The organism is Streptomyces sp. V4I23, assembly GCF_030817975.1.
Taxonomy (GTDB): domain Bacteria; phylum Actinomycetota; class Actinomycetes; order Streptomycetales; family Streptomycetaceae; genus Streptomyces.
The window spans coordinates 476,579-495,205 of the sequence record NZ_JAUSZW010000004.1 but is presented as its reverse complement, the minus strand read 5'-3'; the positions used below and the strand labels follow the sequence as shown (position 1 = coordinate 495,205).

Here is an 18,627-nt window from a genome sequence, read left to right as displayed (position 1 = left end):
CCATCATGTGCATGACAGTCTGAGCCGGTGCTGCACGGTCGGTGCGGACCGGGAGTGGTCGAATGGTACAAACCACTGACAGGGGCGAACAGTCGAGGACCGGCCATTGAACGGGGTGCCGGACGGCCCGTTCGTGGCCGGGTCCCGACCCTGCGGTCCGGCACGCCTCAGTCCAGCAGGCGCAACGCGGTGTCGCTGACGCCCACGTGGACGGACTGGCCCCAGGTCACCTCCAGTGCGTCGGACTCCATGCCGTCGCCGAACGCGACGAGCCGGTCCGACTCCACCGTGATCCGCAACCGTTCCGCAGCGCTCAGCGCCCCGGCGACCCGCGCCGTGCCGGTGGCCGGCGACGGCCAGGCCTCCCGGACGAACCAGATCAGCCGGCGGTCCGCCGGTGACGGCAGCGCGAGGGTGCTGCCCCGCTCCTGCCACACCGAGCGCAGCCACCCCGTGGCGCCCGTGCCCGTGCCCACGAGCACGCCTGACGACGCCTGGGTCTCGGCGCCCTCCGTGTCCCCGTCCGGGCCGAGCCGGTAACGGGCCGTCTGATGGCCGGCCCGCCCGAGGTAGATCTCGTTGAGTGCCACCAGGCGCTGGGTGTCGTCGGTGACCGCCTCCACCATCGTCAGGTCGTCCGTCCGGCGGCCCGGCAGGACCGCGGAGCGCAGCAGGCGGGCGGCGTCCGCTGCTCGGTGGCGCACCAGGACGCCCGGGTTGCGGCCCGGTTCGGTGTCGATGCCGATGACGGGCTGTCCTGCCAGGTACTTCGCCGTGTTGGCGACCAGTCCGTCCTGGCCCACGACGACCACCACGTCCTCGGGCGCGAACAGGAAGCGGTCCAGGTCCGACCGCTCGACCCGGGCGCGGCGCCACGGGAGCGGCACCGCCCCCGCGACGTCCGCCAGCGCCTGCCGCGTCCGCCGGTGCCGCTCGGCCACCTCCCGGATGCTCCGGCCGCGCGAGGAGAGGAAGAAGTCCGCCTGACCGTGCGTGCCGTGCCGGGCGAGCAGTTCCTCGTACTCGGTGGCGCGGTGGACGAGCACGGCACGCGGCGCGAGGCTCATGCCCCGGCCGCCGTACCGCCGGCCCCCGGCGCCCCGGCGAGCCTGACGAGCGCGGAGGTGACGACGTCGGGGGAGAGGGTGAGGCTCTCGATGCGCGGCAGGTTCTCGGCGAGGCGGGTCACCGCCAGCGCGTGCAGCGTCGCGGGGTCGACATCGGCGTGCACCCGCAGCCACGCGGCCTGGGCCTCGGCGCGCGCCGCGCCCACTTGCTGCGCCGCTTCGGCCTCCGCGCGCGCGAGCCGGACGGTGCGGGACGCCTCGGCGTCCGCCTTCACCGCGTCGGCGGCAGCGCTCTCCTCCGCCCGGCGTCGTGTGTTGGTGCCGTTCTGCTTGACCAATTGCTCCTCGCGGCGCGCCAGTTCGATCTTGCTGGCCAGCTCGTTCTCGGCGATGGCGCGCTCGCGCTCCACGGCCACGGCTCGGCGTTCGTACGTCGCGCGGTCGGCCTCCTGCTGGATCTGTTCGCGGGCGGGAGTGCGCAGCGCGCGCTCGACCTCGGGCTCGGGCCTGATCGCGACGACACGGACCGCGACGACCTCGATGCCGGTCGCGGGCAGCCGGGGCTCGTCGGCGAAGCCCGCGCCGATGCGATCGCGTACCGCGGCGACACCGTCCGCGAGTGCGGACGCCAGTGAGGTGCGGGCCAGCACGTCCAGCGCGTGCTGCTGCGCGGTCTCGGTGAGCAGGTTCGCGATCTGCTCGAGCGGTGTGCCGCGCCAGGCGCCGGTGTCGGGGTCGACGGAGAAGTCGAGGCGGGCGGCGGCCGTGGCGGGGTCGTGGATCCGGTACGTCACCGTGGCCTGGACGCCCACGTCCTGGAAGTCCGAGGTGCGCGCGTGGAAGGACATCGCCAGTTCGCGGTCGTCGACGGGCACTTCGGACAGGGCGGCGGTCAGCGCCCGGAACCAGAAGCTCAGTCCCGGCCCCTCGTGGGCGAGCCGGCCGCGCTTGTGGTGACGGATGTGCGCGGTGGGTGCGGCGCGCAGGTGGCGCCAGCCGAGGCGTGCGGTGATGTCGGCCATGGGAGTACCCCCTCTTTTCGTCACTATGACGATAGTCGACCGGAGTGCTTATCATCAATCAGACGAGATAAGTTTCGTGGGGGCGGCGCCGGGCAGACCGGTGACCGCCGCAGTCCCGGCCGTTAGGCTGATCGCCGATGTTCACCGCACACGGGCCCACCCTCAGGGAACTGGCCGTCCAGGCACTGTCCTCGACCCAGCGGGGCTACGACCTGCTCGCGCCGAAGTTCGACCTGACCCCCTTCCGGACCCCGGACCCGATCCTCGACTCCGTCGCGCGGTCCCTGCGGCCGCTCGGCCCGTTCGCCGCCGGCCTCGACATCTGCTGCGGCACCGGCGCGGGGACCGGGATGCTGCGCGCGCTGTGCACCGACCGCGTCACCGGTGTCGACTTCAGCGCCGGCATGCTCGACACCGCGCGCGCGACGGCGGCCACGAGCGGCCCGCCGGCCGTCTCCTGGGTGCGGGCGGACGCACGCGCTCTGCCCTTCGAGCGGGACTTCGACCTGGCCGTCAGCTTCGGCGCCTTCGGCCACTTCCTGCCGGAGGAGCGGCCCCTGCTCTTCGCCGGCGCCCACGCCGCCCTGCGGCCGGGTGGGCTCTTCGCCTTCCCGGTGCTCGCACCGCCGGGCCCCCGGACCCGGCTCTACTGGACGCTGCTCGCCTTCGACGTCGTCATGCGGGTACGCAACGCCCTGTGGCGGCCGCAGTTCATCATGTACTACCGCACCTTCCCGCTCTCCGGGGTGCTCGCCGACCTCGAACAGGCCGGTTTCGACGTCCGGTTGATCCCGCTCGCCGACCTCGGCCGGCTGCCCGGCGGCGCGCCGCGCGCCCGGCTCGTGGTCGCGCGGCGGCGCGACTGACGGGCCCGCGGCGTACGAACGCCCTGCCGGGCTACGCGTCAGGTGAGGGTGTGCACCCGCTGCGAGGTCAGCTCGTAGCGTGCGCCGACGACCGCCAGGGCGCCGGTGGCGATCCGGGCGGCGAGGTCGGGCTCCTCGGCCAGCCGGCGGGTGACCATGGCGACATTGCGGTCGATCGTGGAGTCGATCCGCGCCTCGCCCTGCTGACTGTGGTCGATGGCCGGGCGTATGCGATCGGCTATGTACTGGATGTGGACGGGCAGTTCCTCGCCCGTCTCCTCGGTCCGCACCGCCGCGCTCACCGCTCCGCACGCCTGATGCCCGAGCACCACGACCAGCGGTGTGCCGAGCTCCAGGACGCCGTACGCCACGCTGCCGAGCACGGCCTCGTCCAGCACCTCGCCCGCGGCGCGCACCGTCATCAGGTCGCCCAGACCCTGGTCGAATATCAGCTCAGGGGGTACCCGGGAGTCGATGCAGCCCAGGATCACGGCGAACGGGTGCTGCCCGCGGACCAGGGTCTCGCGCACGGCTCCGCTCTCGTGCGGGTGCTGCTGGTGGAAGGTCCGCCAACGGCGGTTGCCGGCGGCCAGTTCGCGCAGCGCGGCGGACGGCGTCGTGGGCCGCGGGCGTGGCGGCGCGGTGCGGGGCGCCGCGGACGCCGGTACGGCTCCGAGGGCCAGGCCCCCGGTGGCGAGCGCCCCACCGGCGACGGCCGCGCGCAGCAGGGTCCGGCGGCTCTCGCCCACCGGCTTGTCGGTCTGTCGGATGACTGTCACGCACGTGAACGTAGAGTGCCTTCCCGGTCAGGTGTTCGTCACGTGAAGTTCTTTGCGCCTGCTTGGACAAACCTTGGCCGGTGCCGTAAGAGGTCGAGGGTTCGCCTATATGAATCGCGCGGGCATCGCGCCGGGCCGCCCGCATAGGGTGGCCCGCATGTCCACTCCCGTCCTCCACTGCCGTGACCCCCTCGACTCCCGCCGCGTGGACGCGCACTTCGCCGCAGAGGCCGAGGCCGTGCGGAGGGCGGGCGGCGATGTGGCCCTCCTCGACCACGACACCCTGCTGGCCGGCGACGCCGACGCCGCGGTCGCCCGCGTCCCGCAGGGACTCGGCGGCGTCTGGTACCGGCGCTGGATGATGCCGTCCGAGACGTACAGCGCCCTGGCCGAAGCGCTCCGGCGGCGGGGCGCCGAACTGCTCACCGCCCCCGACCGCTACCGGTCGGCCCACGAACTGCCCGGCTGGTACGCCACCTTCGGTGACGTCACGCCCGCCAGCGTCTGGCACCCCGCCCCGCCCGCTGCGGACCCCGTGCCCCCACCCGGCGAGCTCGCGGCGCTCGCGGCCCGGCTGCCGGCCGGGCCCGCCGTGGTGAAGGACTACGTCAAGTCCCGCAAGGACGCCTGGGACGAAGCCTGTTACGTCCCCGACCTCGCCGACGGCGCAGGGGTGCGGCGTGTCGTGGCACGCTTCGCCGACCTCCAGGGCGAATACCTCACCGGCGGAATCGTGCTGCGCGCCTTCGAGCCGTTCGCCGACCGCGGCGAGCCACCAGCCGAATTGCGCGTCTGGTGGCTCGACGGAGAACCCCGGCTGGTGACACCCCACCCCGACAGCCCCCACCGCAGCGGCCCCGAACCGGAACTCGGCCACATCGCCCCTGCCGTCCGGGCCCCTGGCTGCCGGTTCGTCACCACGGACGTCGCGCTGCGCACGGACGGCGTGTGGCGCGTGGTGGAGGTGGGTGACGGTCAGGTCAGCGACCTGCCCCGGGATGTCGACCCCGCGCACCTCGCCACGCTCCTGGTCGGAACCGGCTGACGGCCGGGTCACACCAGCGGCTTCACCGACATCAGCAGATGACGGTGCGGGGGCGCCGGGTCCTTGTCGTCGGCAGACGTCAGGCCGGTCAGCAGGGCCCTCTGTCCCGGACCGAGCAGGTCGAGGCGGACCACGGGCGCGTCGAAGGACGACAGCGCGTCCACGAGATACGACGGGTTGAAGGCGACCCTCATCTCCGGTGGGCCCTCCAGCGTCGACGGCAGCCGCTGCGAGGCCACATCGTCCTCGTACCCCGCGCGCAGACACACCCAGCCGTCCGAGAAGTCGAGCTGAATCGGGCTGTCCCCCTCTGCGACGACGGCCACCCGCCTCGCCGCCTCCAGCAGTGGTTCGCGGTCGGTGACGGCGACGGCTGCCGGTGTGAGCCCGAACAGTTTGTCGTGACGCGGCAGTCGCCCCTCCAGCAGCCGGGTCGTGATCCGCATGCCGCCGTTCTCGAAGCCGATCGAGCCCGTGTCGAGAGCGATCCGGACCATCCCCGAGCGGGCCAGGGAGCGGGCGATGTCGGTGAGGCGGCGCGCCGAGACGACGGCCTCACCGGACGCGTCCGGCGCCTGCGGCTTCCAGCCGAGCCTACGCACCGCGTACCGGTAGCGGTCGGTCGCGGCCAGCGTCATCGTCTCGCCGTCGAAGGCCACCCGGATGCCCGTGAGCACCGGCAGCGCGTCGTCCCGCCCCGCGGCGACCGCCACATGACCGACCGCCGCGGAGAACACCTCGGCGTCCACCACCCCTCGGAACTCCGGCAGCGCAGGAAGGGCCGGGTAGTCGTCGAACGGCAGCACCGACAGCCCGAACCGCGCACCGTCGCTCACCACCGAGAACCGCGACCCGTCGACCGAGCACTCCACCGTGCCGGCGGGAAGCACCTTGCAGACGTCGACCAGTCTGCGCCCCATGACCAGCACCCGTCCCGGGCGCACTACGTCCGCCTCGACCTCGATGCGCGCGGACGCCTCGTAGTCCAGGCCCGAGATGCCCAGCGTCCCGGAGCCCGCGTCCAGGAGGAGGCCGCCGAGCACGGGAACCGGTGAGCGGGCGGGCAGCACACGGGCCGCCCACGCGACCGCTTCGGCCAGCTCACTGCGTTCGATCCGGAACTCCATGCGAACCCTCTCCTCGTCGACGGCGACGCTTCGACGCTATCGGCCACCACTGACAACCTCCTTGTCACAGCGGCCTGGCAGGATCGTGGGCACCGGAAGAGGTGAGGGGCCTCGCGGGACGAACGGGTACAGGGGGGTGTCGTGGGCGACACGGAGGACGCCGGCGCGGCAGCGGGGACGACGGCACGGAACGCGGAGGGGCACCCGCCGGACGGCCGGCGGAGCAGGTGGCCGCGCCGGCTGCTGTGGGCGGTGGTCGCCTTGCCCGTCGCCCTGGGCGGCCTGGTGGCCGGGTGGTTCGCGTGGGTGATGGTCTCGTTCATGGTCAGCGACGATCCCTTCGGCACGCATTCCACGATCAGCTGCTCGGCGGCGATGGAGTTCGCCCACGGCACGCTCCCGGAGAGGACCACCGACGAGGACTGCAGCGTCGACGACTGGATGGACGACGTGGTCCGGGGCACGTTCCGGATGCCGCGCGAGGACGTGGACGAGTGGCTGGCGTCGGCGTACCCGAATGCCCGGCCGGAGGAGCACTGCGCCGAGCACATCTGCATCGAGATCGGCGGAAGCGACGGCCCCGCGGGGCCGTTCGCCGACCCCACGCCCTCCGCGACGGCCGACATCGCGACTCCGTCCGCGACGGCCGCCACCGCCACTCCGTCCGCCACGGCCGCCGTCCCCGACGCATCGGCCACCGGTACCGGGACTGCCGCCCCCACGGGCGCGGACGTCGTCCGGCTGACCGTGCGCCACGAGAACGGGACCACGGCGCTCGTCACCCTCGAGACCTTCGATGTCTGAGCCCGGATCGGCAGTGTGCTTCTGGCGGCGCGTCCGGCTGCCGCGCCGCGGGCGCGTGGTCGCCGCGTGCGCCGTCGTCACGGCGTTCCTGCTCACGTTTCACCGGGCCGTACCGAACACGCCCGGCCGGATCGGCAGTCTGCTGGAGACCCTCCTGCCCTGGCTCGGCCTCGCCGTGCCGGTGCTGCTCGTCCCCGCTCTGCTGCGGAGGTCGGTCACGGCCCTCGTCGCCCTCCTCCTGCCAACGGCCGCATGGCTCGGCCACTTCGGCCCGTTGCTGCTGCCCGCCGGCGACGAGCCCCACGACATCGTCGCGGTGCAGCACAACGTCAGTGATGTGAACGCCGACCCGGCAGGCACCGCGAGGGCGCTGCTGCGGGAGCGACCCGACATCGTCGCCCTGGAGGAGGTGACCCCCGAGGCGCTGCCCGTGTACGCCGAGTCGCTCGCGGCTCACTGTCCCCACCGCGCGGTGGTCGGCACCGTGGGCCTGTGGTCCGCCCATCCCCTCGACGACGTACGGCCGGTGGACATCAGGCCCCGTGGCATCGGGCCGGACTGGAACAGAGGGATGCGCGCCACCGTGCGGACTCCCGAGGGCGACGTCGCGGTCTACGTGGCCCACCTGCCCTCGGTCCGCCTCGGGGTGCCGCACGGGTTGGGCTCCGCCCGGCGGGACGAGAGCGCGGCCCTGCTGGCCAAGGCGATCGCCGCCGAGGAGGTGGACCGCGTGATCCTGCTCGGTGACCTCAACGCCACCGTCGACGACCGCGGCCTCGATCCGCTCGGCTCCCGGCTGCGCGTGGCGGGACCGGGCATGGCGTTCAGCTGGCCTGCGGCGTTCCCCGTGGCGAGGATCGACCAGATCATGGCCCGGTCCGCGACCGTCGTCGACGTCAGGTCGCTGCCCGCGACCGGCAGCGACCACCTGCCCCTCGTCGCCCGCATCAGGCTCTGACGGCGTCCGCCGCCCCGCCCGGCAGGGACGCGAGCCGGGCTGCCAGAAGAGCCGCCGGCCCCGTCCCGCCGTGCAGCGCCTCGATCCGGTGCACCGTGCGCGGCATCGTCACCGCGGTCCACCACGCCGCACGCACCTTCCAGCACGGAGCGCGGCAGGAGCGCGAGGCCGTGCCCGGCGGCGACCAGAGCGATCAGCCCGCGCACGTCGGTCCCCTCGTACCGCAGCGACACGGGGAACCCGTCGTACCCGCACAGGGTGCTCAACCGGTCGCGCCCCACCGCGATCTCCGGGGCGTCGATCCACCGAGCGTCGCCGAGATCGACGAGCCGGACGCCGTCACGGCCGGCCAGCGGATGCCCGGCGGGCAGCGCGACGGCCGACGGCTCCTCGGCGACACCCGTGGCCGTGAGCGGTCCCGCCTCCGGCAGGTACAGGGGATCGCTCGGTGCGGCCACGCCGTCGACCAGCGCGAGATCCAGCTCTCCGGTGGCGGCGCCCCGGACGGCCACGGAATGGCCCGTGACCCGCACGGCGACCTCCAGCCCCGGCTGCTCGCACCGCACTTCGGCGAGCGCCCGGCTCAGGCGTGACGACATGGCCAGCGGCGTGACCCCGAGCGTGAGCCGACAGGCCGGCGCCGACAGCAGCCGGGCCATGTCGGCGCGTGCGGCGTCGAGCCGCAGGAGCAGCGGCCCCGCGTGCTCCAGCAGACGTGTCCCCGCCTCGGTGGGGACGACGGGTCGGCGCAGCAACAGCGGGGCGCCAAGGTCGTGCTCCAGGGCGGCGATGTGCTGCGACACGGCGGACTGGGTGTAACCCAGTTCGCGCGCTGCGGCCGAGAACGAGCCGAGAGACGGGCCACGGTGACGAACGTGCGCAGCAGATGCGGATCCATGGCCCATCAGTATCGCTGATGGAAGGGTCATGAAACATCGTTGGTGCTGAACATGTCGGGCGGGCCAGGATGTACTCATGTCCGCTTCGTACCGCACCTCATCGGCCCGTCTCGCCCTCGTCGGCGACCGCTCGCCCGGCGTCCGCGCCCATGCCCGTATCCCCGCGCTCCTGCAGGCCCTCGCTGAGCGGGACCAACTCGTCCTGGACGCCTACTGGATCCCGACCCCGGACGCCGAACAGCCCGGCGCCCTCGACGGTTTCGACGCGCTCTGGCTCGTTCCGGGCAGCCCGTACGCGAGCGAGGCGGGCGCGATCGCCGCGGTGCGCGCCGCGAGGGAGCGGGGCATCCCGTTCCTGGGGACGTGCGGGGGATTCCAGCACGCGGTCCTCGAGTACGCCCGGTCCGTGTGCTCCCTGAAGGACGCCGCCCACGCGGAGAACCGCCCCGGCGCAGAGGACCCGTTGATCGTCCCGCTCGCCTGCTCGCTGGTCGGACACGAGGGCGCGGTCGAGGTGGAGCGCGGCTCGCTGGCCGAACGCGTCCTCGGCGCCGAGCGGACCGTGGAGCGCTACCACTGCTCGTACGGCACGAGCCCGGCGTATCTCGACGTGCTGCGGGACCACGGCCTGCGCTTCAGCGGATGGGACGAGACCGGCGACGTCCGCATCGCGGAACTTCCGGGCCATCCTTTCTTTTTCGCCACGCTCTTCCAGCCCGAACTCGCCGGCGACGGTACGCGCCCGCACCCGGTCGTACGAGCCCTCGCCTTCGCGGCCGCGGAGCACGCGGGTCAGGGGACGTGACCTCGGGGTCGTCTGCGGGGCCGGTGTGTTCGGTGTGCGATCCGGGGTGCGATCGGGGCGAGGGTGGACGCGGAGGTGATCCGCGTGGCCAACGAACAGGCGGAGCTGTTCGCTGCGGTGGACGCGCTGCTGGAACAGGCGGCGGCCCAGGACAAGCTGCCCGCACCGGCGGAGCGCAAGCGTCTGCGCGAGGCCGCGGGGGTCAGCCAGGAGCAGGTGGCCCGAGCGCTCAAGGTGCGAGTGCGGCGGTGCCGACCAGTTCGGCCACCGCCCGGCGCGGCAGCGCCGCCTGTGCAGACACGATCCTTCTCCCCACCCTATGTCACTTGATGGAAAGTATATTCCGGAGACCGGAAAGCCGGGCGGGCGGGTCGGCTTGCCGCGGCCGGCCGCAGCGCCTCGCGGAAACGCACGGATCGCGGGATGCCGCCCCGGGCCGCGCCGTACCGCCGTGAAGATCCTGCGCGTCCGCTGCCCGCGTGGCAGCTGCCGCAACGCCACGGTGGACGGGCGACGGCCGTCAACCCGTCCCAGAGGGCTACAGCCGAACGGGGCAGCCGACACGCGCCGGGGGCGGACCGCTCCGCGCGACGGACCGGCACCGTTACCACCATGGAGGCAACCTCGGCGGACGGACGGCCATCTTCCCCCAGTGCAACGGGCGCAACGCCGCAGCCCGCCCGCATCACAGCGCATGGAGTGAGATGACAACGGTCCATACTTCGGTCGTCGTGCCGTGCTTCAACGAGAGCGAGGTCATCGAGGAGTTCCACAAGGCCCTCGTCGTCGCTCTGGAGCCGACGGGGACGACCTTCGAGATCTGCTACGTCGACGACGGCAGCGGCGACCGGACCCGGGTGCACCTCAAGGACCTGGCCGCCGCGGACGCCCGCGTGCGGTACACCTCCTTCAGCCGGAACTTCGGCAAGGAAGCCGCGATGCTCGCCGGACTGCGCATGGCGCAGGGCGATGTCGTCGTCCTCATGGACGCCGATCTCCAGCACCCGCCCGAGCTGATCCCGCGGATGCTCGAACTGCACCGTCACGGCTACGACCAGGTCGTCGCCCAGCGCGACCGCACCGGCGAGGGCGTGGTCCGCACCGCGCTCAGCCAGGCGTACTACCGACTCGTGCGCCGGTTCATGGATGTCGAAATCGTCGACGGGGCAGGCGACTTCCGGCTGCTCTCGCGCCGCGCGGTCGGCGCGATCCTGTCCCTGCCGGAGTCCAACCGTTTCTCCAAGGGACTCTTCTCCTGGATCGGATTCGACACCGTCAACTTCACCTACACGAATGTGCAGCGCGCCGCCGGCCGGTCCAAGTGGGGCGGCCGGCGGCTGCTGAACTACGGCATCGACGGCCTGCTCTCCTTCAACAGCCGCCCGCTGCGCCTCGCGATCCACACCGGCCTGTGGCTGCTGCTCTCGGCCCTCGCGTACGCGGCATGGATCGTCGGCAACTCCCTGGTCAACGGCGTCGACACGCCCGGCTACGCCACGCTGATCGCCGCGATCGTCGGACTCGGCGGCATCCAGCTCGTCACGCTCGGGGTGATCGGCGAGTACGTGGGCCGGATCTACCACGAGGCCAAACGGCGGCCCCACTACGTGATCCGCGAGACCGACGAGACGGCCACCGCGCGGCAGGAGGCATCCGTCAGGGAAGCCGCTTCGAGTAAGTGACCTTCTCCAGGTGGTAGTAGTCGGCGACGCACTGCGCGGGCCATACCCGGCGCCCGTTGTTGCTGAACGGCTCCAGCATCCTCGCCACCGACACGGGCGTGTACGGGAGTTGTGTCTCGCCCCGCGCGGCGCCCGCACGCAGCGAGCGGTCCTGGCGGTCCCACCGCTCGGCCCGCACCTGCATGTCGTGGCCGAGGGAGACGAGGGGGGCCACGAGCCCGAGCACGGCCGCGGCGCACAGCGCCGCGGCCGTCGCCGTCGCGGCGCCCGGACGGTGGCGCCGCAGCCTGCGGCCGAGGACTGCGCCCGCGGTCACCAGCAGCACGATGTACAGCAGCAGATAGTCGTTCCAGGTCCGCTCCGTGGTCACCACCTGCGCCCCGAACACCGGATAGGTGATGACGGTGCACAGGTAGCCCGAGACCAGGAACGCGAGCGCGCCCAGCGCGAGGAGCGGCAGCGGCCGCCACGGGAGGAGGAACGACGGCCGGTCGGACCGGCGGCTGCGTGCCACGAGTCCCAGCAGCACTCCCGCGGCCACCGCGCCCACGTACTGCCAGGTCGAGAACACCGTGGCCAGGATGTGCGCGAAGCCGCGCAGGGAGCCCAGCAGCGATTCGGGGGCCAGCATGGACATGCTCTCGGCGCCGTACCGCTCGCGCCGGTTGCGCGACCCCGGCGATGTCACCAGCAGCAGCGTGCCGACGCCGACACCGGCCATGCCCGCGAGCGACCAGAGGCGGGCGAACCGCTGTGCGCCGGGCGTGAAGAGGCGCGAAGCGAACAGCACGGCGCCGGACAGCACGACCAGGGCGACGACCGACGCCTCTTCCGACAGCGTTCCCATGAACACGCCCGCGACCGCCACCGTCACCACGGCGGCGACCCGCCCGGCGCGGTTCCGGGCCCGCAGCAGCGGCAGCGCGGCGGCGCACGCCAGGACCGGCGCCAGGGTGTGCGAGACGGACGCGGCGGGCCAGTAGAACGTCTTGTACGTGTTCGGCGTGGCGAACAGGAACACCGCCATGACCATGGCGGCCACGAGCAGCGGCACCCCGCGCGGCACGGACTGGCCCGTCCTGCGCAGCACCTGCGCGGTCAGGGCCCACAGCAGCCCCAGCATCAGGACGCCGCTGACCAGGCCGAACCACTGGTGCCCTGCGACAGGGAACTTGGCGTACAGACCCACCATCAGGCCGTTGCCCAGACGCCCGTTGTCGGTGTACCAGAACTTGCCGATCAGGCCCGAGACGCCGTGGTCGCGGACCACGGGGAGGAAGCACCACTCGTCGGCGCCGGGCCGCACATGGCGTCCGAACCACGATGCCAGCCCGAGCAGACCAAGCGGCAGGGCGGCCAGGGCGAACGGCCAGGCGGCCCACCAGGACGCCCAAGCACCCCGAGGGCCGTTCCGCCGCTCCGGAGCGGCGAGCCCGCCCGGTTCCCGCGCGACGGTGACGCCGGATGCGTCGACGGCCATATCATCCCTGCCCTTCGCAAAACTGACGGTCCGGCATCCAAGAGGTGAATCCCGGGTGCGCCGTTCCATCTTCCGCCGGGCAAGATCGGCGGGCCGCCACGACAGGCCCCGGCCAGGCGTCGAGCCGGGTCCGCCGCCGGCTCAGCGGCAGGCGTACACGAACCGCGCCGACGCCGTGTGCCGTGACGGCGAGACGATGCGCAGCTCGGCGCGCGCCCGGTACTCACCGCGGCCGTGGAAGGTCCACAGCAGGTGCAGCGTCGCCTGCTTCTGACCTCGCGCCACCTTCTCGTGGAGGGGCTGCGACGCCGTGCCGTCGCTGCGCACCCAGCGGTAGGTGAGGGTGCCGGGCCTGCCGTCGGTCCTCACCACGCCCACGACATCGGCGGTGCCGTCGCAGCCGGGCCCCTCGGCCGGAGTTTGGACGGCGACACCGCGTACGCCGACACCGGGACCGTACTGCCAGGCCAGGAACGCGAGCACGGCCAGCAGCACGACGGCGAACGGCGCCCAGCCGCGGAGCCGGCGGCCGTGGCGGCGCGCACGGCCACCGGCCGGTGGCCGACCGGCGAGGGCGCCGTGCCACACGTCGACGGCCGTCGCGGCGCCGCCGGCGCGACGTACGGCCGCGGTCACCCCGGGCCCGAACCGCAGGACGTCGCCCTCGATCCGGTCCGGCGCGGCGTCCGGCGTCCGGCGGCCGAGCACGGCGGTGGGTGTGCCGGGGGTGTCCTGGCTCTCCGGGCGTGTGAACCAGTGGCTGCCGAGGGCGGTCGCGCTGTACTCGTCGGCTCCGGCGCCGTCCTGCCCCTCGCCCGAGCGGGGGCCGAGCTGACCGTTCATGCGACCGGGCACCCCCTTCTGGTCAGCAGTTGCCGGGTGGACGTGCCGTTCGCGGCACCCGGGTCCGTGGACGCCTGGACACCCCAGTAGCAGCCCTGGCCCTGGAAGGTGTGGGTGAGGGGGAAGGTGTACCGCGTGGCGCCGCTGCGTTCGAACGTCTGCGAGCCGTCCGGCGCGCCGGGCTGCCCCTTGGTGTCGCCGGTGTACCAGGACACGACGATCGTGACCGGACCCGTGCCGTCCGTGGCGACGTCGACGGAGGCGGCTCCGGTCCTCGTGCCGGTCTGGCGGAAGCTCGTGACGGAGACGGACCGCACCGACGCCGGGGCGGACGTCGACGTCGTCGGCTCGGGGGACGGCTCCATGGACGGTTCGGTGGCCGGCCACGTGGTGGGCCCCGCCGTCATCGGCGGAGCACTCGTCGTGGGGGAGCCGCTGGGGCCGGGCGCGGGGCTCCCCGAGGGGGAGGGCGAGGGCGTCGCGGCCGGCGGCGACGGTGCCGGACCGACGGACCCCTCGGGCCCCGGGGCCGGCGTGTCGGGCACGCCGGGAAGCGCGCTCGTGGTGGCCACGGCCTCGGCGGCCCGACCTCCCGCATCGGTGCCCGCCCGTGCGGCGACGGCGACGAGGGCGGCGACCACGGCCGCGACGATCCCTGCAAGTACCCGGCGCAGGCCGGGAGTCGGCCATTCCCCGGGCCCCGCGCCGAGGGAGGTCGTCGCCACCGCGGTGGTCCCGGCCCCGCTGCCCCCGGCCGACGGGAACAGCAGAGGCAGCAGCGCGGCGAGCGCCGCCAGCCGGCGCCGTCCGCGCTCTTCCCAGCCGGGTCCGTACGCAGCCCCGGCGATCTCGTCCAGCTCGGCCACGAACGCCGCCGCGTTCTGCGGACGGTCCTCGGGCGTCTTCGCCAGCCCTCGCCGGATCAGCGGCCTGACTGCCTCGGGCGTGTCGTCCTCGGGGACCGGCGCGCCGATGTGCTGAAGGGCCAGCTCGGCGAAGTTCTCGCCCGTGTAGGGCTTGCGACCGGTCAGGCACTCGTAGAAGGTCACGGTCGCCGCGTAGACGTCGGCCGCGGGCGAGGCCGGCTCACCGTGCCACTGCTCCGGCGCCATGTACGCCGGAGTGCCTGCCACGCCGGGGGTAGTGCCACGGCCCGCCGCGATGCCGAAGTCCACCAGCCTGGACGTGCCGTCGGCCGAGACCAGCACGTTCTCCGGCTTGTAGTCACGGTGCACGACACCGGCGCCATGGGCGGCGGCGAGTCCGAGAAGGGAGCCCTTGAGCACCACCAGGGCCGCCTCCGGACCGGTCGCTCCCTCGCGGGCGAGCAGCGACCGCAGGGCGATTCCGTCGATCAGCTCCATCACGATCGCGGCACCGTGCGGCGCCTCGACGTATTCGTAGAGCCGCACGACATACGGCGAGTCCAGTGCGCCGAGCACTCGCGCCTCCGCCCGGAACTCGCGGACGAAAGCCGCGTCGCCGCGCAGCCGTTCCCCCAGGTACTTCACCGCGACCGGCACGCCGGTGGTGTCATGGACGGCGAGGACGACTCGCCCGCCGGCCCCCGATCCGAGCTCCCGGGACTCGGTGTATCCCGGCACCGACCACACGCTCATCGCGTCCCCCTGTCTGGCGGACGTCCCCGCCGGGGCCGTCGTCGTCGGCTCCGGCTCACGGACTGTCCTCAGCACAGACACATTTGCCTCACAGCTGGTTCCCGCAGGGATCAGGACAATTGCCGCACCGCCTGTGTTTGGCATGGACCTGTCTGACTGCCTCGGTTACGCTCCGCCCCGGGCGCTTCTGAGAGCGCTCTCACCCCGACCTGTTCCTCCCCACCCCTGCCGGAACCAGTGAAAGGTCGAACGCCGTGAGACGCATGAAACCCATGTGTGCCGTGTCCAGCCGCAGCCGAACCAAGCGCGCGACGACGGTCGTACGCACCGGCCTCGCCGCACTCCTCGCCCTCGGCGCATGGGCGTCGGCCGGTGCGGGCCCCGCGTCCGCCACGGCGCAGGAGCCCGTCCCCTCCGCCGGCGGACCGGCGTCCGCGGGTCTGCTCCGCGCGATGCGAAAGGACCTGGGGCTCACCGAGAGCCAGGCGCGGGAGCGACTCGCGGCCGAGCGGGCCGCCGTCGCGATCGAGCCGAAGGCGCGTCGTGCCGCTCAGGGCGCGTACGGCGGCTCCTGGTTCGACGCGGACAGCGGACGCCTGACCGTCGCCGTCGCCGACACCCGCAGGGCAGCCGCCGTACGGGCCACGGGCGCGGCCGTCCGGCTCGTCGAGCACAGCGCGAGCCGGCTCGACGCGGCCAAGCGGGCGATCGACACGCTGGACGCTCCCCCCGGAGTCGGCAGTTGGCACGTCGATCCCGAGGCCAACCGGATCGTGGTGAACGTCGTCCGCGCCGAGCGCTCGGACAACGATGTCGAAACATTCCTCGACCGTGCCCGCCGAGCCGGCCCGGTCCTGGTGAGGGAGGTGGCCGAGGCGCCGCGGACCTTTGCCGCGGGGACGGTCGGCGGCGATCCCTACTACACGGGCAACGTCCGCTGCTCGATCGGGTTCTCGGTGCACGGCGGCTTCGTGACGGCAGGCCACTGCGGGCGGCCGGGCGCGGCCGTACGCGGCTGGGACGGCTCGCACATCGGCACGTTCCAGGGATCGTCGTTCCCGGACAACGACTACGCGTGGGTGAACGTCGGCAGCGGCTGGTGGACCGTGCCCGTGGTCCTGGGCTGGGGTACGGTGCCCGACCGGTTGGTGCGCGGCTCGGCCGAGGCGCCCGTCGGCGCCTCGATCTGCCGCTCGGGCTCCACGACGCACTGGCACTGCGGCAGTGTTCTCGCCAAGAACGAGACCGTCAACTACAGCCAGGGCGCGGTCCATCAGATGACGAAGACCAGCGTATGCGCCGAGCCGGGCGATTCCGGCGGATCGTTCATCAGCGGCGACCAGGCGCAGGGCGTCACCTCCGGCGGCTGGGGCAACCGCAGTGGCGGCGGACAGACCTGGTACCAGCCGGTCAACGAGATCCTGGCCCGCTACGGGCTGAGGCTGCACACCGCCTGACCGATGCAGCGCCGCCGACCGGCGGCGGACATGCTGCCGCTCCTCCGGGAGCGGCAGCATTTTTTATTGCTGTGAGAAATCAAAAGAGCTGAGCTGCTGGGGGTAATTGGCAGCTTTCGCCCTGATCTGGGTGCAGCTCTCGTTCGGACGTGGGTCCGGCACGCGGGACATCACGGTTGAATAACGCGCCGTTTTCTTGCTTGACGCACAAAAAACAGGGGCGACACACTCCCGTCATCCGCAGGCAACCGGGGCGCCCGCCCCGGCCCTGACGACGGACGGAGACAACATGGCGATCTCCAGACGAGCCCTCATCGCCGGTGCCGGCGCCGCTGCCACCGGTGCGGTACTCGCTTCCGCGTCCACGAGCCACGCCACCGAACCGGCGGCCCTCGCACGGCGGGCCGCACGCCCGGCCGCGCTGCCCATCGCATCCCGCAACAGCGTCTGGACCCGGTCCGGCGCCGGCCCGCTGTACTGGAACATCTACGGCTGGGCCTTCCCGCACAACGCGCCCATCCCCGAGGCCGAGTGGCAGGCCAACATCGACTGGCTGGCGGAGGACTTCGCCCCGCACGGCTACCGCATGGCCTGCACCGACGGCTGGATCGAAGGGTCCTCCCGGACCACCCGCAACGGCTACATCACGACCTACAACGACTCCTGGCAGCACGACTGGGCCTACTGGGCCCGGTACCTGAAGACCCGTGACATGTCGCTCGGCGTCTACTACAACCCGCTGTGGGTGCACCGCGCCGCCGTCGCCGATCCCACCAGGACCGTCGTGGGCCGCCCCGACGTCCGGATCGCCGACATCGTCACCGAGGGCGACTTCTTCGCCGGCGGCATCGGCGGCGACACCCTGTACTGGGTCGACGTCACCAAGGACGGCGCCAAGGAGTTCGTCCAGGGCTATGTGAAGTACTTCAAGGACCTCGGCGTCCCGTACCTGCGCATCGACTTCCTCTCCTGGTACGAGGACGGGCGCGACGCCAACATCGGCACGGTCGGGCTGCCGCACGGCCGGGCCAACTACGAGACCGCGCTGCGCTGGATGCACGAGGCCGCCGGCGAGGACGTCGAACTGTCCCTCGTCATGCCACACCTGTACCACCACGCCGAGGCTGAGGTCCGGTACGGCGACCTGATCCGCATCAACGCCGACGCCGACAAGGGCGGCTGGGACCGGCTCAGCGGAGGAAGGCAGCACTGGCAGGACGCGTGGCCCAACTGGCACAACCCGTTCCTCGGCTTCACCGGCTACGCCGACCGGTCCGGCCGCGGCCAGCTCATCCTCGACGGCGACTTCCTGATGATGAACACGTTCGCCAACGACGACGAACGGCGCACCTGCATCTCCCTGATGACACTCGCCGGATCCCCGCTCACCATCTCCGACCTGCACAGCAACATTGCGGACCACGGGTGGGCCTACACCAACCCCGAGGTCCTGGCCCTGCACCACCAGGGCCTGGTCGGCAAACCGTACTTCCACAACGCCACCTCCTACGCCGTCGACCCCGGCAGCCGCGACAGCGAACGCTGGGCCGGCCAGCTCCCCGACGGCACGTGGGCGGTCGCCCTGTTCAACCGGTCCGACGGCCCCGCCACCCGCTCGCTCGACCTCAGCGCACTCGGCATCGACGGCACGGCCCGCGTACGGGACCTGTGGCGGCACCAGGACCTCGGCCGGCTGTCCACCGTGCGCGCCGACCTGCCCGCACACGGCACCCTGCTGGTCAGGGTCACGCCCGACGACACCTCCCGCTACCAGGCGGCCTTCGCGGCCTGGGGAGGCGGCGCCGGGTTCGGCAACACCGTCGCCGGCCACGAGGCGATGGGGTACGCGGACATCGATGCGGACGGCGCCTCGGTCACCTTCGCCGTGGGCGCCCGCGCCTCCGGCACGTACCGGATCGCGCTCCGCTACTCCTCGGAGACCGGAGGCACCCTGACCCTCGGCGCGGAGCAGCCCGACCACACCGTGGTGACCCGCCCGAGGACTGTGGACTTCCCCGCAACCGGCGGGGGTTGGGCCACCATGAGCGGCACGGTCAAGCTCGCCGCCGGTGACAACCTGATCACCGTCGTCAGGGCGCCCGGGGACACCGGAACGATCGCGCTCAACCACATCGACGTCCGCTGACCGCAGCGGACCGGTCCACCGGCAGACG

The 18,627-nt window shown here is 72.8% G+C and carries 16 protein-coding genes and 1 pseudogene; 9 read left to right on the top strand and 8 right to left on the bottom strand.

Annotated elements, in window-relative coordinates:
* Nucleotides 1–167: 167 nt before the first annotated feature.
* Both QFZ82_RS04560 and QFZ82_RS04555 read right to left on the bottom strand, forming a co-directional pair.
* Complete coding sequence (locus QFZ82_RS04560; protein ID WP_307711888.1) at nucleotides 168–1,067, bottom strand: hypothetical protein; 900 nt, start codon at nucleotides 1,065–1,067, stop codon at nucleotides 168–170.
* The gene (locus tag QFZ82_RS04555; protein WP_307711887.1) at nucleotides 1,064–2,089 is read right to left on the bottom strand and encodes an SPFH domain-containing protein; all 1,026 of its coding nucleotides are present in this window, start codon (nucleotides 2,087–2,089) and stop codon (nucleotides 1,064–1,066) included. Before QFZ82_RS04555 ends, QFZ82_RS04560 begins: the two co-directional genes overlap by 4 nt.
* 137 nt (nucleotides 2,090–2,226) lie before the next feature.
* Here QFZ82_RS04555 and QFZ82_RS04550 point away from each other — a divergent pair, with 137 nt between their 5' ends.
* Nucleotides 2,227–2,955 (top strand): class I SAM-dependent methyltransferase, encoded by a 729-nt coding sequence (locus QFZ82_RS04550; RefSeq protein WP_307711886.1) that lies wholly within the window; start codon nucleotides 2,227–2,229, stop codon nucleotides 2,953–2,955.
* Between the two features lie 38 nt (nucleotides 2,956–2,993).
* Here QFZ82_RS04550 and QFZ82_RS04545 read toward each other — a convergent pair whose 3' ends face one another.
* Nucleotides 2,994–3,734 carry a carbonic anhydrase gene (locus QFZ82_RS04545; RefSeq protein ID WP_307711885.1) on the bottom strand — a complete coding sequence of 247 codons (741 nt, stop codon included), beginning with the start codon at nucleotides 3,732–3,734 and terminating at the stop codon, nucleotides 2,994–2,996.
* Nucleotides 3,735–3,891: 157 nt separating this feature from the next.
* Between QFZ82_RS04545 and QFZ82_RS04540 the strand changes: the two genes are divergently transcribed.
* The gene (locus QFZ82_RS04540; RefSeq protein WP_307711884.1) at nucleotides 3,892–4,779 is read left to right on the top strand and encodes an ATP-grasp domain-containing protein; all 888 of its coding nucleotides are present in this window, start codon (nucleotides 3,892–3,894) and stop codon (nucleotides 4,777–4,779) included.
* Between the two features lie 8 nt (nucleotides 4,780–4,787).
* Here the strand turns inward: QFZ82_RS04540 and dnaN are convergent, their stop codons facing one another.
* Nucleotides 4,788–5,906 carry a DNA polymerase III subunit beta gene (gene dnaN / locus QFZ82_RS04535; RefSeq protein WP_307711883.1) on the bottom strand — a complete coding sequence of 373 codons (1,119 nt, stop codon included), beginning with the start codon at nucleotides 5,904–5,906 and terminating at the stop codon, nucleotides 4,788–4,790.
* A 141-nt stretch (nucleotides 5,907–6,047) separates the two neighbouring features.
* Between dnaN and QFZ82_RS04530 the strand changes: the two genes are divergently transcribed.
* A complete protein-coding gene (locus QFZ82_RS04530; protein ID WP_307711882.1) occupies nucleotides 6,048–6,710 on the top strand; it encodes a hypothetical protein in 663 nt (220 codons plus the stop codon).
* Nucleotides 6,703–7,668, top strand: a complete 966-nt coding sequence (locus QFZ82_RS04525) for an endonuclease/exonuclease/phosphatase family protein (RefSeq protein ID WP_307711881.1) — start codon at nucleotides 6,703–6,705, stop codon at nucleotides 7,666–7,668. Before QFZ82_RS04530 ends, QFZ82_RS04525 begins: the two co-directional genes overlap by 8 nt.
* Nucleotides 7,669–7,862: 194 nt before the next feature.
* On the opposite strand, the pseudogene QFZ82_RS04520 reads toward QFZ82_RS04525, so the two are convergent.
* Nucleotides 7,863–8,573, bottom strand: a pseudogene (locus tag QFZ82_RS04520) (LysR family transcriptional regulator); the annotation flags it as partial.
* 70 nt (nucleotides 8,574–8,643) lie between these two features.
* Here QFZ82_RS04520 and QFZ82_RS04515 point away from each other — a divergent pair.
* The 3 genes from QFZ82_RS04515 (at nucleotide 8,644) to QFZ82_RS04505 (ending at nucleotide 11,054) form a co-directional block, all read left to right on the top strand.
* Entirely contained in the window at nucleotides 8,644–9,372 is a 729-nt protein-coding gene (locus QFZ82_RS04515) for a hypothetical protein (RefSeq protein ID WP_307711880.1), read from the top strand.
* Between the two features lie 84 nt (nucleotides 9,373–9,456).
* A complete protein-coding gene (locus QFZ82_RS04510) occupies nucleotides 9,457–9,702 on the top strand; it encodes a hypothetical protein (RefSeq protein WP_307717984.1) in 246 nt (81 codons plus the stop codon).
* Between the two features lie 374 nt (nucleotides 9,703–10,076).
* Nucleotides 10,077–11,054 (top strand): glycosyltransferase family 2 protein, encoded by a 978-nt coding sequence (locus tag QFZ82_RS04505; protein WP_307711879.1) that lies wholly within the window; start codon nucleotides 10,077–10,079, stop codon nucleotides 11,052–11,054.
* Here QFZ82_RS04505 and QFZ82_RS04500 read toward each other — a convergent pair.
* From QFZ82_RS04500 to QFZ82_RS04490, 3 genes are all read right to left on the bottom strand, one after another.
* Entirely contained in the window at nucleotides 11,029–12,534 is a 1,506-nt protein-coding gene (locus QFZ82_RS04500; protein ID WP_307711878.1) for a DUF6056 family protein, read from the bottom strand. The genes QFZ82_RS04505 and QFZ82_RS04500 overlap by 26 nt on opposite strands.
* Nucleotides 12,535–12,675: 141 nt before the next feature.
* Nucleotides 12,676–13,377 carry a hypothetical protein gene (locus tag QFZ82_RS04495; RefSeq protein WP_307711877.1) on the bottom strand — a complete coding sequence of 234 codons (702 nt, stop codon included), beginning with the start codon at nucleotides 13,375–13,377 and terminating at the stop codon, nucleotides 12,676–12,678.
* A complete protein-coding gene (locus QFZ82_RS04490) occupies nucleotides 13,374–14,996 on the bottom strand; it encodes a serine/threonine-protein kinase (protein WP_307711876.1) in 1,623 nt (540 codons plus the stop codon). Before QFZ82_RS04490 ends, QFZ82_RS04495 begins: the two co-directional genes overlap by 4 nt.
* A 281-nt stretch (nucleotides 14,997–15,277) precedes the next feature.
* Here QFZ82_RS04490 and QFZ82_RS04485 point away from each other — a divergent pair, with 281 nt between their 5' ends.
* On the top strand, nucleotides 15,278–16,453 hold the full coding sequence (locus QFZ82_RS04485; protein ID WP_307711875.1) for a S1 family peptidase: 1,176 nt from the start codon (nucleotides 15,278–15,280) through the stop codon (nucleotides 16,451–16,453).
* A 289-nt stretch (nucleotides 16,454–16,742) separates the two neighbouring features.
* Entirely contained in the window at nucleotides 16,743–18,599 is a 1,857-nt protein-coding gene (locus tag QFZ82_RS04480) for a hypothetical protein (RefSeq protein ID WP_307711874.1), read from the top strand.
* The last annotated feature ends 28 nt before the right edge of the window (nucleotides 18,600–18,627 follow it).

What these genes read in the sequence shown, in the direction of transcription:
- QFZ82_RS04515 (WP_307711880.1), top strand. Translation starts at nt 8,644, where the DNA reads ATGTCCGCTTCGTACCGCACCTCATCGGCCCGTCTCGCCCTCGTCGGC.
- QFZ82_RS04525 (WP_307711881.1), top strand. Translation starts at nt 6,703, where the DNA reads ATGTCTGAGCCCGGATCGGCAGTGTGCTTCTGGCGGCGCGTCCGGCTG.
- QFZ82_RS04480 (WP_307711874.1), top strand. Translation starts at nt 16,743, where the DNA reads ATGGCGATCTCCAGACGAGCCCTCATCGCCGGTGCCGGCGCCGCTGCC.
- QFZ82_RS04540 (WP_307711884.1), top strand. Translation starts at nt 3,892, where the DNA reads ATGTCCACTCCCGTCCTCCACTGCCGTGACCCCCTCGACTCCCGCCGC.
- QFZ82_RS04550 (WP_307711886.1), top strand. Translation starts at nt 2,227, where the DNA reads ATGTTCACCGCACACGGGCCCACCCTCAGGGAACTGGCCGTCCAGGCA.
- QFZ82_RS04505 (WP_307711879.1), top strand. Translation starts at nt 10,077, where the DNA reads ATGACAACGGTCCATACTTCGGTCGTCGTGCCGTGCTTCAACGAGAGC.
- QFZ82_RS04495 (WP_307711877.1), bottom strand. Translation starts at nt 13,377, where the DNA reads ATGAACGGTCAGCTCGGCCCCCGCTCGGGCGAGGGGCAGGACGGCGCC.
- QFZ82_RS04490 (WP_307711876.1), bottom strand. Translation starts at nt 14,996, where the DNA reads ATGAGCGTGTGGTCGGTGCCGGGATACACCGAGTCCCGGGAGCTCGGA.
- QFZ82_RS04555 (WP_307711887.1), bottom strand. Translation starts at nt 2,089, where the DNA reads ATGGCCGACATCACCGCACGCCTCGGCTGGCGCCACCTGCGCGCCGCA.
- QFZ82_RS04560 (WP_307711888.1), bottom strand. Translation starts at nt 1,067, where the DNA reads ATGAGCCTCGCGCCGCGTGCCGTGCTCGTCCACCGCGCCACCGAGTAC.
- QFZ82_RS04500 (WP_307711878.1), bottom strand. Translation starts at nt 12,534, where the DNA reads ATGGCCGTCGACGCATCCGGCGTCACCGTCGCGCGGGAACCGGGCGGG.
- dnaN (WP_307711883.1), bottom strand. Translation starts at nt 5,906, where the DNA reads ATGGAGTTCCGGATCGAACGCAGTGAGCTGGCCGAAGCGGTCGCGTGG.